This window comes from Shewanella sp. S1-49-MNA-CIBAN-0167 (assembly GCF_040310145.1).
Classification (GTDB): Bacteria; Pseudomonadota; Gammaproteobacteria; order Enterobacterales; family Shewanellaceae; genus Shewanella; species Shewanella psychromarinicola.
Genome location: NZ_JBEOPO010000003.1, coordinates 1 through 15,361, shown reverse-complemented (window position 1 = coordinate 15,361; position 15,361 = coordinate 1). Strand labels below are relative to the sequence as shown.

Below are 15,361 nucleotides of genomic sequence, written 5' to 3'. Positions count from 1 at the left end.
GGTCAGTATTATGCAAACTCAATACACGCACATTGTTTTAGGCTTAGGGGCTACAGGGCTCTCGGTCGTGCGTTTTTTAGCGACTAAAGGCATTAAACCTTTAGTGATGGACAGTCGTCGTCATCCACCTGGTGCTGAGACGTTGGCGCAAGAGTTTGCCGATATTGAGTTATTGGCCGGCGGGTTTGATTGTCGCTATTTAGTTCAGGCCAGCCAAATCATTATAAGTCCTGGCGTTCCGGTTGATACGCCTGAAGTGCGTGCCGCATTGGACATGGGCATTGAAGTGATCGGTGACATTGAGCTATTTGCGCGCCACATTGCTGACAGAAAACCTTGTGTTGTTGGTATTACTGGCTCCAATGGTAAATCCACGGTTACAACATTAGTCTACGATATGCTGCGAGCTGCCGGTAAGTCGGTGGCGATGGGTGGCAATATTGGCACTCCTGCACTCGATTTATTGGCTCAAGAAGTTGATTTTTATGTGCTTGAATTGTCGAGTTTTCAACTGGAAACCACTTATTCGTTAAATTGTATCGCGGCAACATGTCTCAATATCAGCGAAGATCATATGGATCGTTACAGCGATTTGAATTCATATCGCGAAGCAAAATTGCGTTTATATTCACAAAGCCGTTTTGTAATGTACAACCGTGACGATCAGTTAACTTATCCTTTAGAGCCTATGAATCAAAATAATTTTGGTTTAGGCGTGCCAGAGGGTGATGCATGGGGATTAAGTGATGGCAAGATTTTTCATGGTGACAGTGAGATTATTAATTTAATTGACGTGACCTTAATTGGTAGCCACAACCATGCAAACTTAGTAGCCGCAATGGCATTAGCCGATGCCTGTGGTGTGGGTAAAGGGATCATGATTAAAGTGGCCAAAAACTTTGTTGGTTTAAGCCATCGTTGTGAGCTGATAGCGGTTAAACAAGGCGTGTCGTACATCAATGACTCTAAAGCCACTAATGTCGGCGCGACAGTTGCCGCACTTGAGGGGCTTAATTCACACTTAGGCGATTTGTACTTGATCGCTGGGGGCGCTGGCAAAGGAAGCGACTTTCGTCCACTTGCAAAACCGCTGAGCAATATTACTCAATTGATTACCTTGGGGCGAGATGGCCCCAAAATAGCCAAATTAAAAAAAGGCACTCTTCAGGTGGCAACAATGGCCGATGCTGTCGCCAAAGCTGCTGAATTAGCGTCGTCGGGAGACATAGTACTATTGTCTCCTGCGTGTGCCAGTTTAGATATGTACAAGAACTTTATGGCCCGCGGTGATGATTTTAGGCAGTGTGTGGAGTTGTTAGCCAATGGCGAATAACGAGCCGCAACTGAGCTTGTTTAAACGAGGTCTTAATTGGTCTTTACCCTCGTTATTATCGGATGAGCATGCTCCTGATATGCTGCTGTACGACCGAAGTTTTGTAGTCGCGATTGTCGGCTTGATATGTTTTGGCTTTGTAATGGTAATGTCCGCTTCGATGCCTGAAGCGACCAAACTGACTGGCGATCCATTTTATTTTATGTACCGCCATGTGCTTTATCTTGTGGGCTGCGTGATTATTTCGTATGTGGTACTTAAGTTCGAAGTCAGTTATTGGGAAAAAAATAGCGGCATGTTGATGCTCGCCGTGTTGGTCTTATTGATAGCAGTGCTGTTTATCGGCACATCTGTTAACGGTGCGCGTCGTTGGTTGTCTATCGGTCCGATTAGGATCCAAGTAGCCGAAATAGCCAAGTTTGTATTTATTGTTTACATGGCGGGTTACTTGGTGCGTCGCCATGGTGAGCTTCGTGAAAACCGTAAAGGCTTTTATAAACCGATTGGGGTTTACGGTCTGTTCGCCGTGTTGATTTTATTACAACCCGACCTTGGCACCGTGGTGGTGCTATTTGTGTGTACGGTAAGCTTGCTGTTTTTAGCTGGTGCCCGCATTACTGACTTTATGGTGTTGGTTTTACTTGGCGTAGCAACATTCGTATTACTGGTGCTATTTGAGCCTTATCGTATGCGACGAGTGACCTCATTTATGGACCCGTGGGAAGATCCATTTGGCAGTGGTTATCAATTAACACAATCATTAATGGCTTATGGCCGCGGTGATTGGTTTGGTCAGGGATTGGGTAACAGTATTCAGAAGTTAGCGTATTTACCCGAAGCCCATACTGATTTCATTTTTGCGGTGATTGGTGAAGAACTGGGGTTTATCGGTATTATTATTGTGTTATCCACATTATTTTTTATTGCTATTCGTGCGATTAGATTAGGTAATTTATGTTTGAAAATGCAGCGACCATTTGAAAGTTATGTCGCCTATGGTGTGGGTATTTGGATATGTTTTCAGACCGTAGTGAATGTGGGAGCCAGTATTGGTATGTTACCAACCAAAGGGCTTACCCTACCGTTTATTAGCTATGGTGGCAGTAGTTTGTGGATTATGACCGCTGCTGTGATGTTGCTTGTTAGGATAGATCATGAACGTCGAGTTAGTTTGGTGCAAGCAGTACAAGGGAGAACGAGTTAATGAACAGTAATATTAGTAGCTCTCCTAAGATATTGATTATGGCTGGCGGCACTGGCGGCCATGTTTTCCCAGCACTTGCGGTGGCTAAGTACTTAGCAGACAAAGGTTGGCAAATTCGCTGGTTAGGTACTGCTGAGCGGATGGAAGCTCGCCTTGTTCCGCAACATGGATTTGATATTGAGTTTATTGATATTAAAGGCGTGCGTGGTAATGGACTTATTCGCAAATTAGCGGCACCGTTTAAAATTATTCGTTCAATCATTCAAGCCAAAGCCGTGATTGATGATTTCCAGCCCGACGTGATTTTAGGCATGGGCGGTTTTGCCAGTGGCCCTGGTGGCGTGGCAGGGAGATTATCAGGTATTCCTTTAGTATTGCATGAGCAAAATGCGATTCCAGGATTAACCAATAAATTGTTATCTAAGATTGCCAAAAAGGTATTGTGTGCATTCCCAAATACCTTTGCCAGCCACGTGGCTAATGTGGAGGTTGTGGGCAATCCAATTCGCCAAGAATTGATAGAGTTAGGCGGACAAATTAAAGCGTCACAAGCTGATGCGTTAAGAGTACTGGTGGTGGGTGGCAGTTTAGGCGCCAAAGTATTGAATGATGTCATGCCAGCAGTGGTTGCTCATTTAAGCAAGCACCATTCACTGACAGTTTGGCACCAAGTGGGTAAAAATAACCTCGCCACTGTGAAAGCGAGCTATCAACAACTCGGACAATCAGACAGTGTAAATGTTGCTGAATTTATTGATGACATGGAAGCGGCTTATCGTTGGGCCGATGTAGTGGTGTGCCGTTCAGGCGCTCTTACAGTATCAGAACTTGCTGCAGTGGGCTTACCGAGTATTTTAGTTCCGTACCCCCATGCGGTTGATGATCATCAAACCGTTAATGCATCAGTGCTTGTTGATGCAGGTGCAGGTTTTTTATTACCTCAAACCATTTTAAATGCAGATAATCTTGCAGAGAAATTGCAGTTATTTGCTAAAAATAGACAAGAACTGGTCCAAATGGGTCACAAAGCAAGAGGCGTGGCAGTATTAGATGCGACTCAACGAGTAGCAGATATTTGTGCCTCATTTGCGATAAAGGGTTGAAATGACAAAGACAGAAAGATACGCACAGCTTCGTAGCATGATCCCTGAAATGAGGCGGATCAAGCGCATTCATTTTGTTGGCATCGGTGGTGCTGGCATGGGGGGTATTGCGGAAGTACTTTTGAACGAAGGTTATCAAGTCAGTGGTTCGGATATCGCCATCAATAGAGTCACTGAACGTTTGGCGAGTTTAGGCGCAAAAATCATTATTGGCCATCAGGCCCAAAGTGTTGAACAGGTTGATGTGGTTGTCGTTTCGACTGCCATTAACCAGCAAAATCCTGAGATTATTGCTGCTAAAGAGTTACGCGTTCCGATCGTGCGCCGTGCAGAGATGCTGGCCGAGTTAATGCGTTATCGTCATGGTGTTGCGATTGCTGGCACCCATGGTAAAACCACGACAACCAGTCTAATCGCCAGTGTCTATGGTCAAGCTGGACGAGATCCAACATTTGTGATTGGTGGTTTGCTCAATAGTGCAGGTACTAATGCACGTTTAGGCACAAGTCGTTATCTCATTGCCGAAGCCGATGAAAGCGATGCAAGCTTTTTACATTTGCAGCCAATGGTGAGTGTGATCACCAATATCGAAGCCGATCACATGGATACCTATGGTGGTGATTTTGAAAAGTTGAAAAACACTTTTGTCGATTTTTTGCATAATTTACCCTTTTACGGTGTGGCAGTTATGTGCATTGACGATGAGGTTATTGGTGAAATTATGCCGCGAATAGGTCGTAAAATTGTCACTTATGGTTTTAGCGAAGAGGCTGATGTTCAGGCGATTAATTTTGCCCAGAATGGCTACCAATCAAGTTTTACCGTTAAGCGCCATGGTAAAGAGAATGTCGATTTTGTGGTTAATTTACCTGGAGAGCATAACGTACTTAATGCATTAGCCGCGATAGCTGTCGCCAGTGAAGATGACATTGATGATAGTGCGATTGTAGAAGCACTTGCAAAATTTGAAGGCATAGGCCGTCGTTTTCAGCATGTAGGTGAATTCGATACGCCTAATGGCAGTGTGATGCTCGTAGACGACTACGGCCATCATCCAAGTGAAGTATTAGCAACGATTAAAGCGGCGCGAGCAGGTTGGCCAGATAAACGCTTAGTGATGGCATATCAACCGCATCGTTACAGCCGTACCCGTGACCTATATGAAGATTTTGTTGACGTATTATCACAAGTAGATTGTTTATTGTTATTAGATGTTTATGCAGCAGGTGAAGCGCCAATACCCGGTGCCGATGGGCGCTCATTGTGCCGTTCAATTCGACTACGTGGCCAATTAGACCCTATTTTTATCGCCAGCCCAGATCAACTTGCGTCAGTATTATCTGATGTATTGCAACATGGGGATTTATTTCTGACTCAAGGCGCAGGTAATATTGGTAGCTTATCGAAAGAATTAGCCCAGAATAATCTGGGTTGTAAAGTGCCTGCAGAAGGTCAATAAAGTGATTGATTTCTCACCCATTATTGAGTGTGAAAATCGGGCTTTAATCCTTCTAAATTGGCCTATATAATGACCGATCTTTTGCGGCTAATGTCAGAACAACGTCAGAGGCGGATTTAAGGTGTCGTGGAGCGATAAAGGGCGGCAACTAAAACATAAACTGGCTCGTGTTAATTGGTATTTTTGCACTGGTGTAGTGTTTTTATGCAGTGTGCTTGGCACCGTAGTCTGGGGCGGTGTGCAACTACACGATCTGTTAAATGATGCAGATACACTGCCAATTGAAGCGGTTGCTATTAAAGGCGAGCGAATTTATACCACCGATGACGAAATTAAAAACGCATTGCAGTCATTAATGCAAAGTAGTTTTTTTAACGCCGATGTCGTGGATGTACAAAAAGCATTAGAGGCTTTGCCTTGGGTTTATCATGCATCAGTGAGACGAGAATGGCCGGCAAAGTTTAAGGTCACCTTGCAAGAGCAACAAGCTGTAGCGCATTGGAATGAAGTGTCGTGGCTCAATATTAACGGTGAGATATTTGATGCGCTAGCGCATCCCGAACATGATGCTCTACCCAAGTTATCTGGCCCAGAAGGGACTGAAATAGAAGTCTTGACCAGTTATCAGCAGTTAGATGATTTATTGACAATAAACGAGTTTAAGTTGGCTAGTTTACGCTTAAGCCCACGCCATGCCTGGCATGCCGTACTAGCAAATGGAATTGAAATTGAGCTTGGGCGAGAAGATAAAATGTCACGGATACAACGTTTTATTAATGTGTATCCTACTTTGAAGCAAAGTAATAAACCCGTTGCGACCGTTGATTTACGTTACGATACCGGTTTCGCCGTAGGTTGGGATGATTCAAAACAGAGAGTCGACAATAAATGACCAAAAATCAGGAAAGAAACCTCATCGTGGGGTTAGATATAGGGACATCCAAGGTCGCAGTGATCATTGGCGAAGTATTACCTGATGGTGAGATTAGTGTCATTGGTTTAGGTAATCATCCTTCTCGTGGCATGGATAAAGGCGGTGTAAATGATCTCGACTCAATTGTACGTAGTGTACAACGAGCGTTAGATCAAGCTGAGTTAATGGCGGATTGCCAGGTGTCATCGGTGTACTTAAGTATTTCGGGTAAACATATTGCCTGCCAAAATGAAAACGGCATGGTGTCGATTAACGACGAAGAAGTGACTCAAGAAGACGTTGATAATGTCATCCATACTGCGCGCTCGGTTAAGATCCCGACAGAACGTCGTATCTTGCATGTACTACCGCAAGAATATTCTATCGATGTTCAAGACGGGATTAAGAGCCCAATTGGAATGTCGGGCATGCGTATGGAAGCCAAAGCTCACATTGTGACGTGTGCCAATGACATGGCAAAGAACATTACTAAAAGTGTTGAACGATGTGGCTTAAAAGTGGATGACCTCGTGTTTTCGGGTATTGCCTCAGCGGATTCAGTACTCACAAATGATGAGAAAGATTTAGGTGTCTGCATTGTCGATATTGGTGGTGGAACGACCGATATTGCTGTATATACCAACGGCGCATTACGTCATTGTGCGGTGATCCCTGTCGCGGGTAATCAAGTCACCAGTGACATCGCCAAGATATTCAGAACACCGTTAACCCATGCAGAACAAATTAAAGTGCAGTTTGCTAGTGCCAGAAGTTCAACGGTAAGTCGTGAAGACAGTATTGAAGTGCCATCGGTGGGTGGTCGTCCTTCACGCAGCATGTCACGACATACTCTGGCAGAAGTGGTAGAGCCAAGATACCAAGAGCTGTTTGAGCTTGTTCTCAAGCAGTTACAAGATAGCGGTTTAGAAGATCAAATTGCAGCAGGGATTGTGCTTACTGGGGGAACGTCCTCGATATCGGGTGCCGTTGAAATTGCTGAAGCAACCTTTGGCATGCCAGTTCGTGTCGCATCACCGCTACCAGTAAAAGGATTATACGAATATGTGGATCAACCTATTTATTCGACAGGAATAGGGTTGCTTCATTATGGAGCAAGGCGAGTTATCGAACGTCAGTTCGAACGACCTGAGCGACAAGGGGTTACCAGCTTTTTGAATCGGGTCAAAAGTTGGTTTAAAGGTGAATTTTAATAACGCAGACAATCGGAGATCAGACAATGTTTGAGATCATGGATACACATTCAGACGAAGCGGTGATTAAAGTCATCGGCGTCGGTGGCGGCGGCGGAAATGCTGTCGAACATATGGTAAAGCACAGCATCGAAGGTGTTGAATTTATCGTCACAAATACAGATGCACAAGCACTGCGTAAATCAAGTGCGGGTTCAACTATTCAGCTTGGTCGCGACGTGACCAAAGGGCTCGGTGCGGGTGCAAACCCAGATGTCGGTCGTCAAGCCGCTGAAGAAGACCGCGAGAATATTCGTGCGGCGATTAAAGGATCTGATATGATCTTTATCGCAGCCGGTATGGGTGGTGGTACCGGTACTGGTGCTGCTCCAGTCGTGGCAGAAATTGCTCGCGAAGAAGGTATTCTAACGGTTGCAGTAGTGACTAAGCCTTTCCCATTCGAAGGGAAAAAGCGTATGGCCTACGCTGAACTTGGTATTGCAGAATTAGCAAAACATGTTGACTCTTTAATTACGATTCCAAACGAAAAGTTATTAAAAGTACTTGGCCGTGGCACATCACTACTTGATGCCTTTGCTGCTGCTAACAACGTATTGCTTGGTGCCGTTCAAGGCATCGCAGAGCTAATTACTCGCCCAGGTCTTATCAACGTCGATTTCGCCGATGTGAAAACCGTTATGTCTGAAATGGGTAATGCCATGATGGGTACCGGTGTTGCTCGTGGTGATGATCGCGCTGAAGAAGCTGCAGAAGCAGCTGTTGCCAGCCCATTACTTGAAGATATCGATTTAGCAGGTGCTCGCGGTGTGTTAGTGAACATTACCGCCGGTATGGATATCACCATTGAAGAGCTTGAAACTGTGGGTAATCACGTTAAAGCCTATGCATCTGAGAATGCAACTGTTGTTGTGGGTGCTGTTATTGATCCAGAAATGAGTGACGAATTGCGAGTAACCGTTGTTGCGACAGGTATTGGTGCAGAGAAAAAGCCAGACATTCAATTAGTGTCTAAGCCTGTTGCTCGTCCAGAGCCCGTTGTAATGGAGCCTCGTCCAGAACCTGTTGATGAAGTTGTATCACAACAAAGTTATGCTGCGTCAAAAGGTAATGCTGTTCCACAGACACAGACACAACCAGTACCGCGCACAGATGCTGACTATCTTGATATTCCAGCATTCTTGCGTAAACAAGCTGATTAGTACACGGATAAAACGCTATGTTTTTGCGTGACTAATGAGCGCGATGTGCTGACAAGGGTTATTTTGTAAATAGGTTTATAATTTGCTATGTGTTTGGCGTTTTTTTTGTGAAAAGCCAAATTTATGGTAAGATGTTGTACCAGTTATGCATGATAGCCTGAGGCTATAATTGCAACTATTTGTTTAATATTGATATTTATGGGCTTCTGAATGATTTTTCAAAGAACTGTTCAAAAAATGGTGAAGAGCACTGGTGTCGGATTACATTCTGGCAACAAAGTGACTCTGTGCATTAAGCCTGCACCTGTGAATACCGGGATTGTGCTAAAGCGTACCGATCTTAGCCCAGCTGTGTCTATACCAGCAAAGGCCAATATGGTTCGTGAAACAACAATGTGTACAGCCCTGGTAAACGATGACGGTATAAGAATATCAACTATTGAGCATTTGTTTGCTGCACTTGCTGGCTTAGGCATCGATAATGCTATTATCGAAGTTGACGCTCCAGAAATCCCGATTATGGATGGCAGTGCAAGTCCATTTGTGTTCTTACTGCAAAGTGCAGGTATTAAAGAACAGGCAGCCGCGAAGAAATATCTAAAAATCACCAAACCTGTGCGTGTTGAAGATGGCGATAAATGGGCCGAGTTAAAACCTTTCAAAGGGTTTAGAGTTGATTTTGAAATTGACTTTGCTCACCCAGAAATTGCTCGCAGTCAGCAACACATGGTGATGGACTTTTCGACATCAGCGTTCGTGAAAGACATTAGTCGTGCCAGAACATTTGGTTTTATGCGAGATATTGAATATCTACGTGCGAATAATCTTGCACTGGGTGGCAGCATGGAAAATGCCGTTGTACTTGACGAATATCGTGTATTAAACCCTGATGGTCTGCGTTATGAAGACGAATTCGTTAAGCATAAAATTCTCGATGCATTTGGTGACTTATATGTTGCTGGCCATGCCATTGTCGGTGAGTTTTCGGCTTATAAAACTGGTCATGCGTTAAACAACCAACTTGTCCGTGCATTACTTGCTCAGCAAGATGCGTGGGAATTAGTGAGCTTTGACAAAGAGGCTGATGTGCCTGTCAGTTTCATGGTTCCAGGTGCGTTAACACTCGCTTAACTGGTTAAGATTGCCTATTACGGCTGGCTAATGCAGCCAGCCGTTTTAGTTTTTCACCTAAAGAACCATCGATATGTTCTGCTAATGCTTCAATATGTTTTGCAGCAGTGGTGCTGATCATATTTTGATTAGGTTGAGATTGTGGTTTTGCTAAGGAAAGTCCAGGATTGACTTTAACCTCAATACCGGTAAGCATCGGAAGCGTATCAGTTTGAAGCTGTTTTAATAGCTTCTGCTTTTGAAAGTTTATTCTAGCAGCCCATGCTGCTGATGTAGTTTCAATAACAAGAACACCCTGGCGGAGATTGGCGACTTTGAGCTGCTCGGCCACAGGACCATTTAACGTCTGTTTTACATAACGATTCAGATTATTAAGTAGTTCTGCTTTCTCGGCCAGTTCAGGCAGTCTCCCAGACAGATGAACTAAATTACTGAGATCTTGAGGGGGCTTTTTCATATGATAATTAGATGGCTGAATGAAGCTATGAGTGTAACAGTTTTTATCCAAGGTCGAAATGGTGTAACGCGCTGGCAACCTAGCAAGCGTTGGTTACTCCTACCTATTATTCTAATGGCCACAGGCACAGGAATATATCAATATAGCACTGAGCGTTTTGCTAACCAACAAGCGAAAGTTGATGAAAATAAACAACTGCGCCAACAGCAAAAGCAACAAGTGGTAGAACTCAAAACTGCAACAGAAACCCAGCTGACAACTTTGGTTGTTCATGTGGCCAAGATGCAAGCCAAAATCACCCGTCTTGAAGCCCTGGGGCAACAAGTAGCGCAAAATAACCTCCTTGATGATCAATTTGATTTCTCTACAGAAGTTGGTATCGGCGGTTTAAGCGAAATAGGCAATGGTGTCGAATTAAGTCAGCTTATCGATGAAATGAGTGAGCTGGCATCTAGAATTGATAATAATAACGTTCAGCTATCACTACTTGAAACAGTAGCATCTAATCTCCATATAGATGAAGAGCGTTTTATATCAGGGCGGCCAATCGATAAAGGTTGGTTATCTTCGTCCTATGGTTTACGAAATGACCCTTTTAATGGCCGACGAACAATGCATAAAGGTATTGATTTCGCCGGTAAAGAAGGGACAGATGTTACTGCGACTGCTGCAGGCGTAGTAACATGGTCAGGAAGGATGTCTGGCTATGGTGAGTTAGTCGAAATTGATCATGGAAATGGTCTTCGCACTCGGTATGGACATAATAAATCTCTGTCAGTAAACGTAGGTGACGTCGTTGCCAAAGGCGATAAAATTGCCAGTATGGGAAGCACAGGCCGTTCAACCGGCCCCCATGTGCATTACGAAGTGCTGCGCGGTAAACAACAAATAGATCCACAGAAATACGTCTACCGCAAAGCAAGTTAATAATATTAACGGTTAATGCGCTCAAATGAGCCAAACCTACAACAGATAAGTGATTAAGATGTTAGGCAAACTACTGACAAAAGTATTCGGAAGTCGCAACGACCGCACCCTGAAAAGTCTTGGAAAAATTGTTAATCAAATTAATGCATTAGAATCTGATTACGAAAAACTTTCTGATGAAGAACTTAAAGCTAAAACTGCAGAGTTCCGTACCCGTCTAGAAAATGGTGAAACGTTAGATAATATCATGGCAGAGGCTTTTGCTGTTGTACGTGAAGCATCAAAGCGTGTGTTTGAAATGCGTCCCTTTGATGTTCAATTACTCGGTGGCATGGTATTAGACAGCAATCGTATTGCTGAAATGCGAACCGGTGAAGGTAAAACCCTGACGGCAACCCTGCCAGCCTACCTTAATGGAATAACGGGCAAAGGTGTTCACATCATTACTGTGAACGACTACTTAGCAACGCGTGATGCTGAAAATAACCGCCCACTGTTTGAGTTTTTAGGCTTAAGTGTCGGGATTAACATTTCTGGTATAGGCCAATTTGAAAAGAAAGAATCCTATGCTGCCGATATCACCTACGGCACCAATAATGAATTTGGTTTTGACTACCTTCGTGACAACATGGCGTTTTCTCCCCAAGAACGTGTTCAGCGACCATTGCACTATGCCCTTATTGATGAAGTCGATTCAATTTTAATTGATGAAGCCCGTACACCGTTGATTATTTCTGGTGCGGCCGAAGACAGTTCTGAGCTATACGCTAAAATCAATTTATTAATCCCAAGTTTAATCCGTCAAGACAAAGAAGATACCGAAGACTATGTTGGCGAAGGTGATTACACAATTGATGAAAAGGGTAAGCAGGTTTATTTAACTGAACGTGGGCAAGAAAAAGTTGAGCTACTCTTAATTGAGAAAGGCATGTTAGCAGAAGGTGATTCACTCTATTCTGCGTCGAATATCTCTTTGTTGCACCATGCTCATGCCGCACTTCGCGCACATACCTTGTTTGAAAAAGATATCGATTATATTGTCAAAGATGATGAAGTCATTATCGTCGATGAACATACAGGTCGTACTATGCCTGGACGTCGCTGGTCTGAAGGCTTACATCAAGCTGTCGAAGCCAAAGAAGGCGCTAAAATCCAGAATGAAAACCAAACTCTGGCTTCTATTACTTTCCAAAACTACTTTAGACAGTATGACAAACTTGCCGGTATGACAGGTACTGCAGACACTGAAGCATTTGAATTTCAACATATCTATGGTTTAGATACTGTTGTTGTACCGACCAATCAGCCTATGGTGCGTAACGATATGCCTGATCTGGTCTATCTCACCGCGCCAGAGAAATATGCAGCTATTGTTAAAGACATTGAAGCTTGTCGTGAACGTGGTCAGCCAGTGCTTGTTGGTACCGTATCAATTGAACAATCTGAAGTTTTAGCATCATTACTAAAAGAAGCAAAAATTCCACACAGTGTATTGAATGCCAAATTCCACGAGAAAGAGGCAGAGATTATTGCTCAAGCCGGGCGTATTGGCGCAGTAACCATTGCAACAAACATGGCTGGCCGCGGTACGGATATTGTTCTGGGTGGTAACTGGAAAGTTGAAATTGAAGAATTAGTAAATCCAACGGCTGAACAGATTGCTAAGGTTCGTTCAGACTGGAACATTCAGCATGGTAAAGTACTCGAAGCTGGCGGTTTACATATTCTTGGTACAGAACGTCATGAATCACGTCGTATCGATAATCAGCTACGTGGCCGTTCAGGTCGTCAAGGTGATGCCGGTTCTTCACGCTTTTACTTGTCGATGGATGACAGCTTAATGCGTATCTTCGCCTCAGATCGTGTTTCAGGCATGATGAAAAAACTAGGGATGGAAGAAGGTGAAGCGATTGAACATCCTTGGGTATCGCGTGCTATCGAAAATGCCCAGCGTAAAGTAGAAGCGCGTAACTTCGATATTCGTAAGCAACTACTGGAATATGATGATGTTGCTAACGATCAGCGTCAAGTCGTCTATTCACAGCGTAATGAGTTAATGGATGCTGAAAGTATTCAAGAAACGATTCAGAATATCGAACAAGATGTGATCAGCGCTATTATCGATCAATATATCCCACCACGTTCACTCGAAGAGCTCTGGGATGTGCCTGGGCTTGAGCAACGCCTCAGTAATGAGTTTGGTCTAGCGTTAACGATACAAGAATGGTTAGATAAAGATGATAATCTGCATGAAGAAACCTTACGCGAACGTATCGTGACATCATGGACTGATTTATATAAAGCTAAAGAAGAAATGGTCGGTGCACAGGTATTACGTCAATTTGAAAAATCGGTAATGCTACAAACACTCGATGGACTCTGGAAAGAACACTTAGCTGCTATGGATCATTTGCGTCAAGGTATTCATTTACGTGGCTATGCACAGAAAAATCCAAAGCAAGAATATAAGCGTGAATCTTTTGAGTTATTCCAACAAATGCTTGAATCATTGAAAAATGATGTGATAAGTGTTCTATCTAAGGTCCAAGTGCAAGCTCAGTCCGATGTAGACGAAATGGAACAGCGTCGCCGTGACGAAGAAGCAAAGATCGAACTGGCTTATCAACACGCATCAGCTGAAGCATTAGGCAATGAAGATACACAACAAGCAAAAGCGCCTAAAACGGTGATCCGTGAAGGTGAGAAGATAGGCCGTAACGATCCATGCCCATGTGGTTCAGGCCAAAAGTACAAACAATGTCACGGTAAACTCAGTTAATTATCAGTTCATCATTGATATTAGATAAAAAAGGTAGCGATTATTCGCTACCTTTTTTGTTTCTGTTATCTTAAAACTCTCTGATAAATTAACCAATTGTGGATAACTTTGGGGGTAAATAGTGGGTATCTTGTAGTTAAGTGGTGAAATGAATAAAAGATCATAAAAAGGTCATTTTTTTACACAAAAGCGCTTGCACTAAATCTCAAGCTGCCTATAATGCGCATCCACTGACACGGCATACAGCGAAAGCAAAAACCGGTTAGCGTTATTAACAACTACTTAATAGTGTTGATAACAGGCAAAAAGAAGTTTGAAAAAACACTTGACGCCATAAAGGGAATGCGTAGAATACGCACCCCTGACCTACTGAAACGGTCAACGCTCTTTAACAATTTATCAAGTAATCTGTGTGGACATTCACAGGTATTGAGTTATTCGAAATTGTCTTCTGTTCTTCGGAATGTTGGCAATCAAAAAATTTCAACTCAATGCAACGATGAGTGTTCATAGTAATATGTACAAACATTATTTAGATTCTTCCGAGTCTAATTAATGAAATCAGAATTCATTGAGCCGAAAGCGTCGTTCTTACTTGTAAGAATGGGGTTTTCAAAAAACTTTAATTGAAGAGTTTGATCATGGCTCAGATTGAACGCTGGCGGCAGGCCTAACACATGCAAGTCGAGCGGTAACACAAGGGAGCTTGCTCCTGAGGTGACGAGCGGCGGACGGGTGAGTAATGCCTAGGGATCTGCCCAGTCGAGGGGGATAACAGTTGGAAACGACTGCTAATACCGCATACGCCCTACGGGGGAAAGGAGGGGACCTTCGGGCCTTCCGCGACAGGATGAACCTAGGTGGGATTAGCTAGTTGGTGAGGTAATGGCTCACCAAGGCGACGATCCCTAGCTGTTCTGAGAGGATGATCAGCCACACTGGGACTGAGACACGGCCCAGACTCCTACGGGAGGCAGCAGTGGGGAATATTGCACAATGGGGGAAACCCTGATGCAGCCATGCCGCGTGTGTGAAGAAGGCCTTCGGGTTGTAAAGCACTTTCAGTAGGGAGGAAAGGTGGTAGTTTAATAAACTATCACTGTGACGTTACCTACAGAAGAAGGACCGGCTAACTCCGTGCCAGCAGCCGCGGTAATACGGAGGGTCCGAGCGTTAATCGGAATTACTGGGCGTAAAGCGTGCGCAGGCGGTTTGTTAAGCCAGATGTGAAATCCCCGGGCTCAACCTGGGAATTGCATTTGGAACTGGCGAACTAGAGTCTTGTAGAGGGGGGTAGAATTCCAGGTGTAGCGGTGAAATGCGTAGATATCTGGAGGAATACCGGTGGCGAAGGCGGCCCCCTGGACAAAGACTGACGCTCATGCACGAAAGCGTGGGGAGCAAACAGGATTAGATACCCTGGTAGTCCACGCCGTAAACGATGTCTACTCGGAGTTTGGTGACTTAGTCACTGGGCTCCCAAGCTAACGCATTAAGTAGACCGCCTGGGGAGTACGGCCGCAAGGTTAAAACTCAAATGAATTGACGGGGGCCCGCACAAGCGGTGGAGCATGTGGTTTAATTCGATGCAACGCGAAGAACCTTACCTACTCTTGACATCCACAGAAGAGACCAGAGATGGACT

Annotated in this window: 11 protein-coding genes and 1 rRNA gene; 11 read left to right on the top strand and 1 reads right to left on the bottom strand. The window is 44.1% G+C overall.

Annotated elements, in window-relative coordinates; all coding sequences use genetic code 11:
- The first annotated feature begins 10 nt into the window (after nt 1-10).
- The 8 genes from murD (at nt 11) to lpxC (ending at nt 9,553) form a co-directional block, all read left to right on the top strand.
- Nucleotides 11-1,333: a UDP-N-acetylmuramoyl-L-alanine--D-glutamate ligase gene (gene murD, locus AAEZ00_RS01935; protein ID WP_351088179.1), complete on the top strand. Its 1,323-nt coding sequence runs from the start codon at nt 11-13 to the stop codon at nt 1,331-1,333.
- Nucleotides 1,323-2,537: a cell division protein FtsW gene (ftsW, locus tag AAEZ00_RS01930; RefSeq protein ID WP_101033247.1), complete on the top strand. Its 1,215-nt coding sequence runs from the start codon at nt 1,323-1,325 to the stop codon at nt 2,535-2,537. The genes murD and ftsW overlap by 11 nt, the downstream gene beginning before the upstream one ends.
- Nucleotides 2,537-3,640 (top strand): undecaprenyldiphospho-muramoylpentapeptide beta-N-acetylglucosaminyltransferase, encoded by a 1,104-nt coding sequence (murG, locus tag AAEZ00_RS01925; protein ID WP_124012780.1) that lies wholly within the window; start codon nt 2,537-2,539, stop codon nt 3,638-3,640. Before ftsW ends, murG begins: the two co-directional genes overlap by 1 nt.
- Before the next feature lies 1 nt (nt 3,641).
- The gene (gene murC, locus AAEZ00_RS01920; protein WP_124012779.1) at nt 3,642-5,099 is read left to right on the top strand and encodes a UDP-N-acetylmuramate--L-alanine ligase; all 1,458 of its coding nucleotides are present in this window, start codon (nt 3,642-3,644) and stop codon (nt 5,097-5,099) included.
- A gap of 121 nt (nt 5,100-5,220) precedes the next feature.
- Nucleotides 5,221-5,991: a cell division protein FtsQ/DivIB gene (locus tag AAEZ00_RS01915; protein WP_124012778.1), complete on the top strand. Its 771-nt coding sequence runs from the start codon at nt 5,221-5,223 to the stop codon at nt 5,989-5,991.
- Nucleotides 5,988-7,223 (top strand): cell division protein FtsA, encoded by a 1,236-nt coding sequence (ftsA, locus tag AAEZ00_RS01910; RefSeq protein WP_011639211.1) that lies wholly within the window; start codon nt 5,988-5,990, stop codon nt 7,221-7,223. The genes AAEZ00_RS01915 and ftsA overlap by 4 nt, the downstream gene beginning before the upstream one ends.
- Nucleotides 7,224-7,249: 26 nt before the next feature.
- A complete protein-coding gene (ftsZ, locus tag AAEZ00_RS01905) occupies nt 7,250-8,422 on the top strand; it encodes a cell division protein FtsZ (RefSeq protein ID WP_101033243.1) in 1,173 nt (390 codons plus the stop codon).
- A 210-nt stretch (nt 8,423-8,632) separates the two neighbouring features.
- Nucleotides 8,633-9,553: a UDP-3-O-acyl-N-acetylglucosamine deacetylase gene (gene lpxC / locus AAEZ00_RS01900; RefSeq protein WP_101033242.1), complete on the top strand. Its 921-nt coding sequence runs from the start codon at nt 8,633-8,635 to the stop codon at nt 9,551-9,553.
- 4 nt (nt 9,554-9,557) lie between these two features.
- Here lpxC and AAEZ00_RS01895 read toward each other — a convergent pair whose 3' ends face one another.
- Nucleotides 9,558-10,010: a DUF721 domain-containing protein gene (locus AAEZ00_RS01895; protein ID WP_351088177.1), complete on the bottom strand. Its 453-nt coding sequence runs from the start codon at nt 10,008-10,010 to the stop codon at nt 9,558-9,560.
- A gap of 27 nt (nt 10,011-10,037) precedes the next feature.
- Here AAEZ00_RS01895 and AAEZ00_RS01890 point away from each other — a divergent pair, with 27 nt between their 5' ends.
- From AAEZ00_RS01890 to AAEZ00_RS01880, 3 genes are all read left to right on the top strand, one after another.
- Nucleotides 10,038-10,937 (top strand): M23 family metallopeptidase, encoded by a 900-nt coding sequence (locus AAEZ00_RS01890; protein ID WP_124012776.1) that lies wholly within the window; start codon nt 10,038-10,040, stop codon nt 10,935-10,937.
- A 58-nt stretch (nt 10,938-10,995) separates the two neighbouring features.
- Nucleotides 10,996-13,716: a preprotein translocase subunit SecA gene (secA, locus tag AAEZ00_RS01885; RefSeq protein WP_124012775.1), complete on the top strand. Its 2,721-nt coding sequence runs from the start codon at nt 10,996-10,998 to the stop codon at nt 13,714-13,716.
- A 623-nt stretch (nt 13,717-14,339) separates the two neighbouring features.
- Nucleotides 14,340-15,361, top strand: a 16S ribosomal RNA gene (locus tag AAEZ00_RS01880); the annotation flags it as partial.

Excerpts from the sequence above, each read along its gene's own strand:
- murD (WP_351088179.1), top strand. The coding sequence starts at position 11 with ATGCAAACTCAATACACGCACATTGTTTTAGGCTTAGGGGCTACAGGG.
- ftsW (WP_101033247.1), top strand. The coding sequence starts at position 1,323 with ATGGCGAATAACGAGCCGCAACTGAGCTTGTTTAAACGAGGTCTTAAT.
- murG (WP_124012780.1), top strand. The coding sequence starts at position 2,537 with ATGAACAGTAATATTAGTAGCTCTCCTAAGATATTGATTATGGCTGGC.
- murC (WP_124012779.1), top strand. The coding sequence starts at position 3,642 with ATGACAAAGACAGAAAGATACGCACAGCTTCGTAGCATGATCCCTGAA.
- ftsA (WP_011639211.1), top strand. The coding sequence starts at position 5,988 with ATGACCAAAAATCAGGAAAGAAACCTCATCGTGGGGTTAGATATAGGG.
- ftsZ (WP_101033243.1), top strand. The coding sequence starts at position 7,250 with ATGTTTGAGATCATGGATACACATTCAGACGAAGCGGTGATTAAAGTC.
- lpxC (WP_101033242.1), top strand. The coding sequence starts at position 8,633 with ATGATTTTTCAAAGAACTGTTCAAAAAATGGTGAAGAGCACTGGTGTC.
- AAEZ00_RS01895 (WP_351088177.1), bottom strand. The coding sequence starts at position 10,010 with ATGAAAAAGCCCCCTCAAGATCTCAGTAATTTAGTTCATCTGTCTGGG.
- AAEZ00_RS01890 (WP_124012776.1), top strand. The coding sequence starts at position 10,038 with ATGAGTGTAACAGTTTTTATCCAAGGTCGAAATGGTGTAACGCGCTGG.
- secA (WP_124012775.1), top strand. The coding sequence starts at position 10,996 with ATGTTAGGCAAACTACTGACAAAAGTATTCGGAAGTCGCAACGACCGC.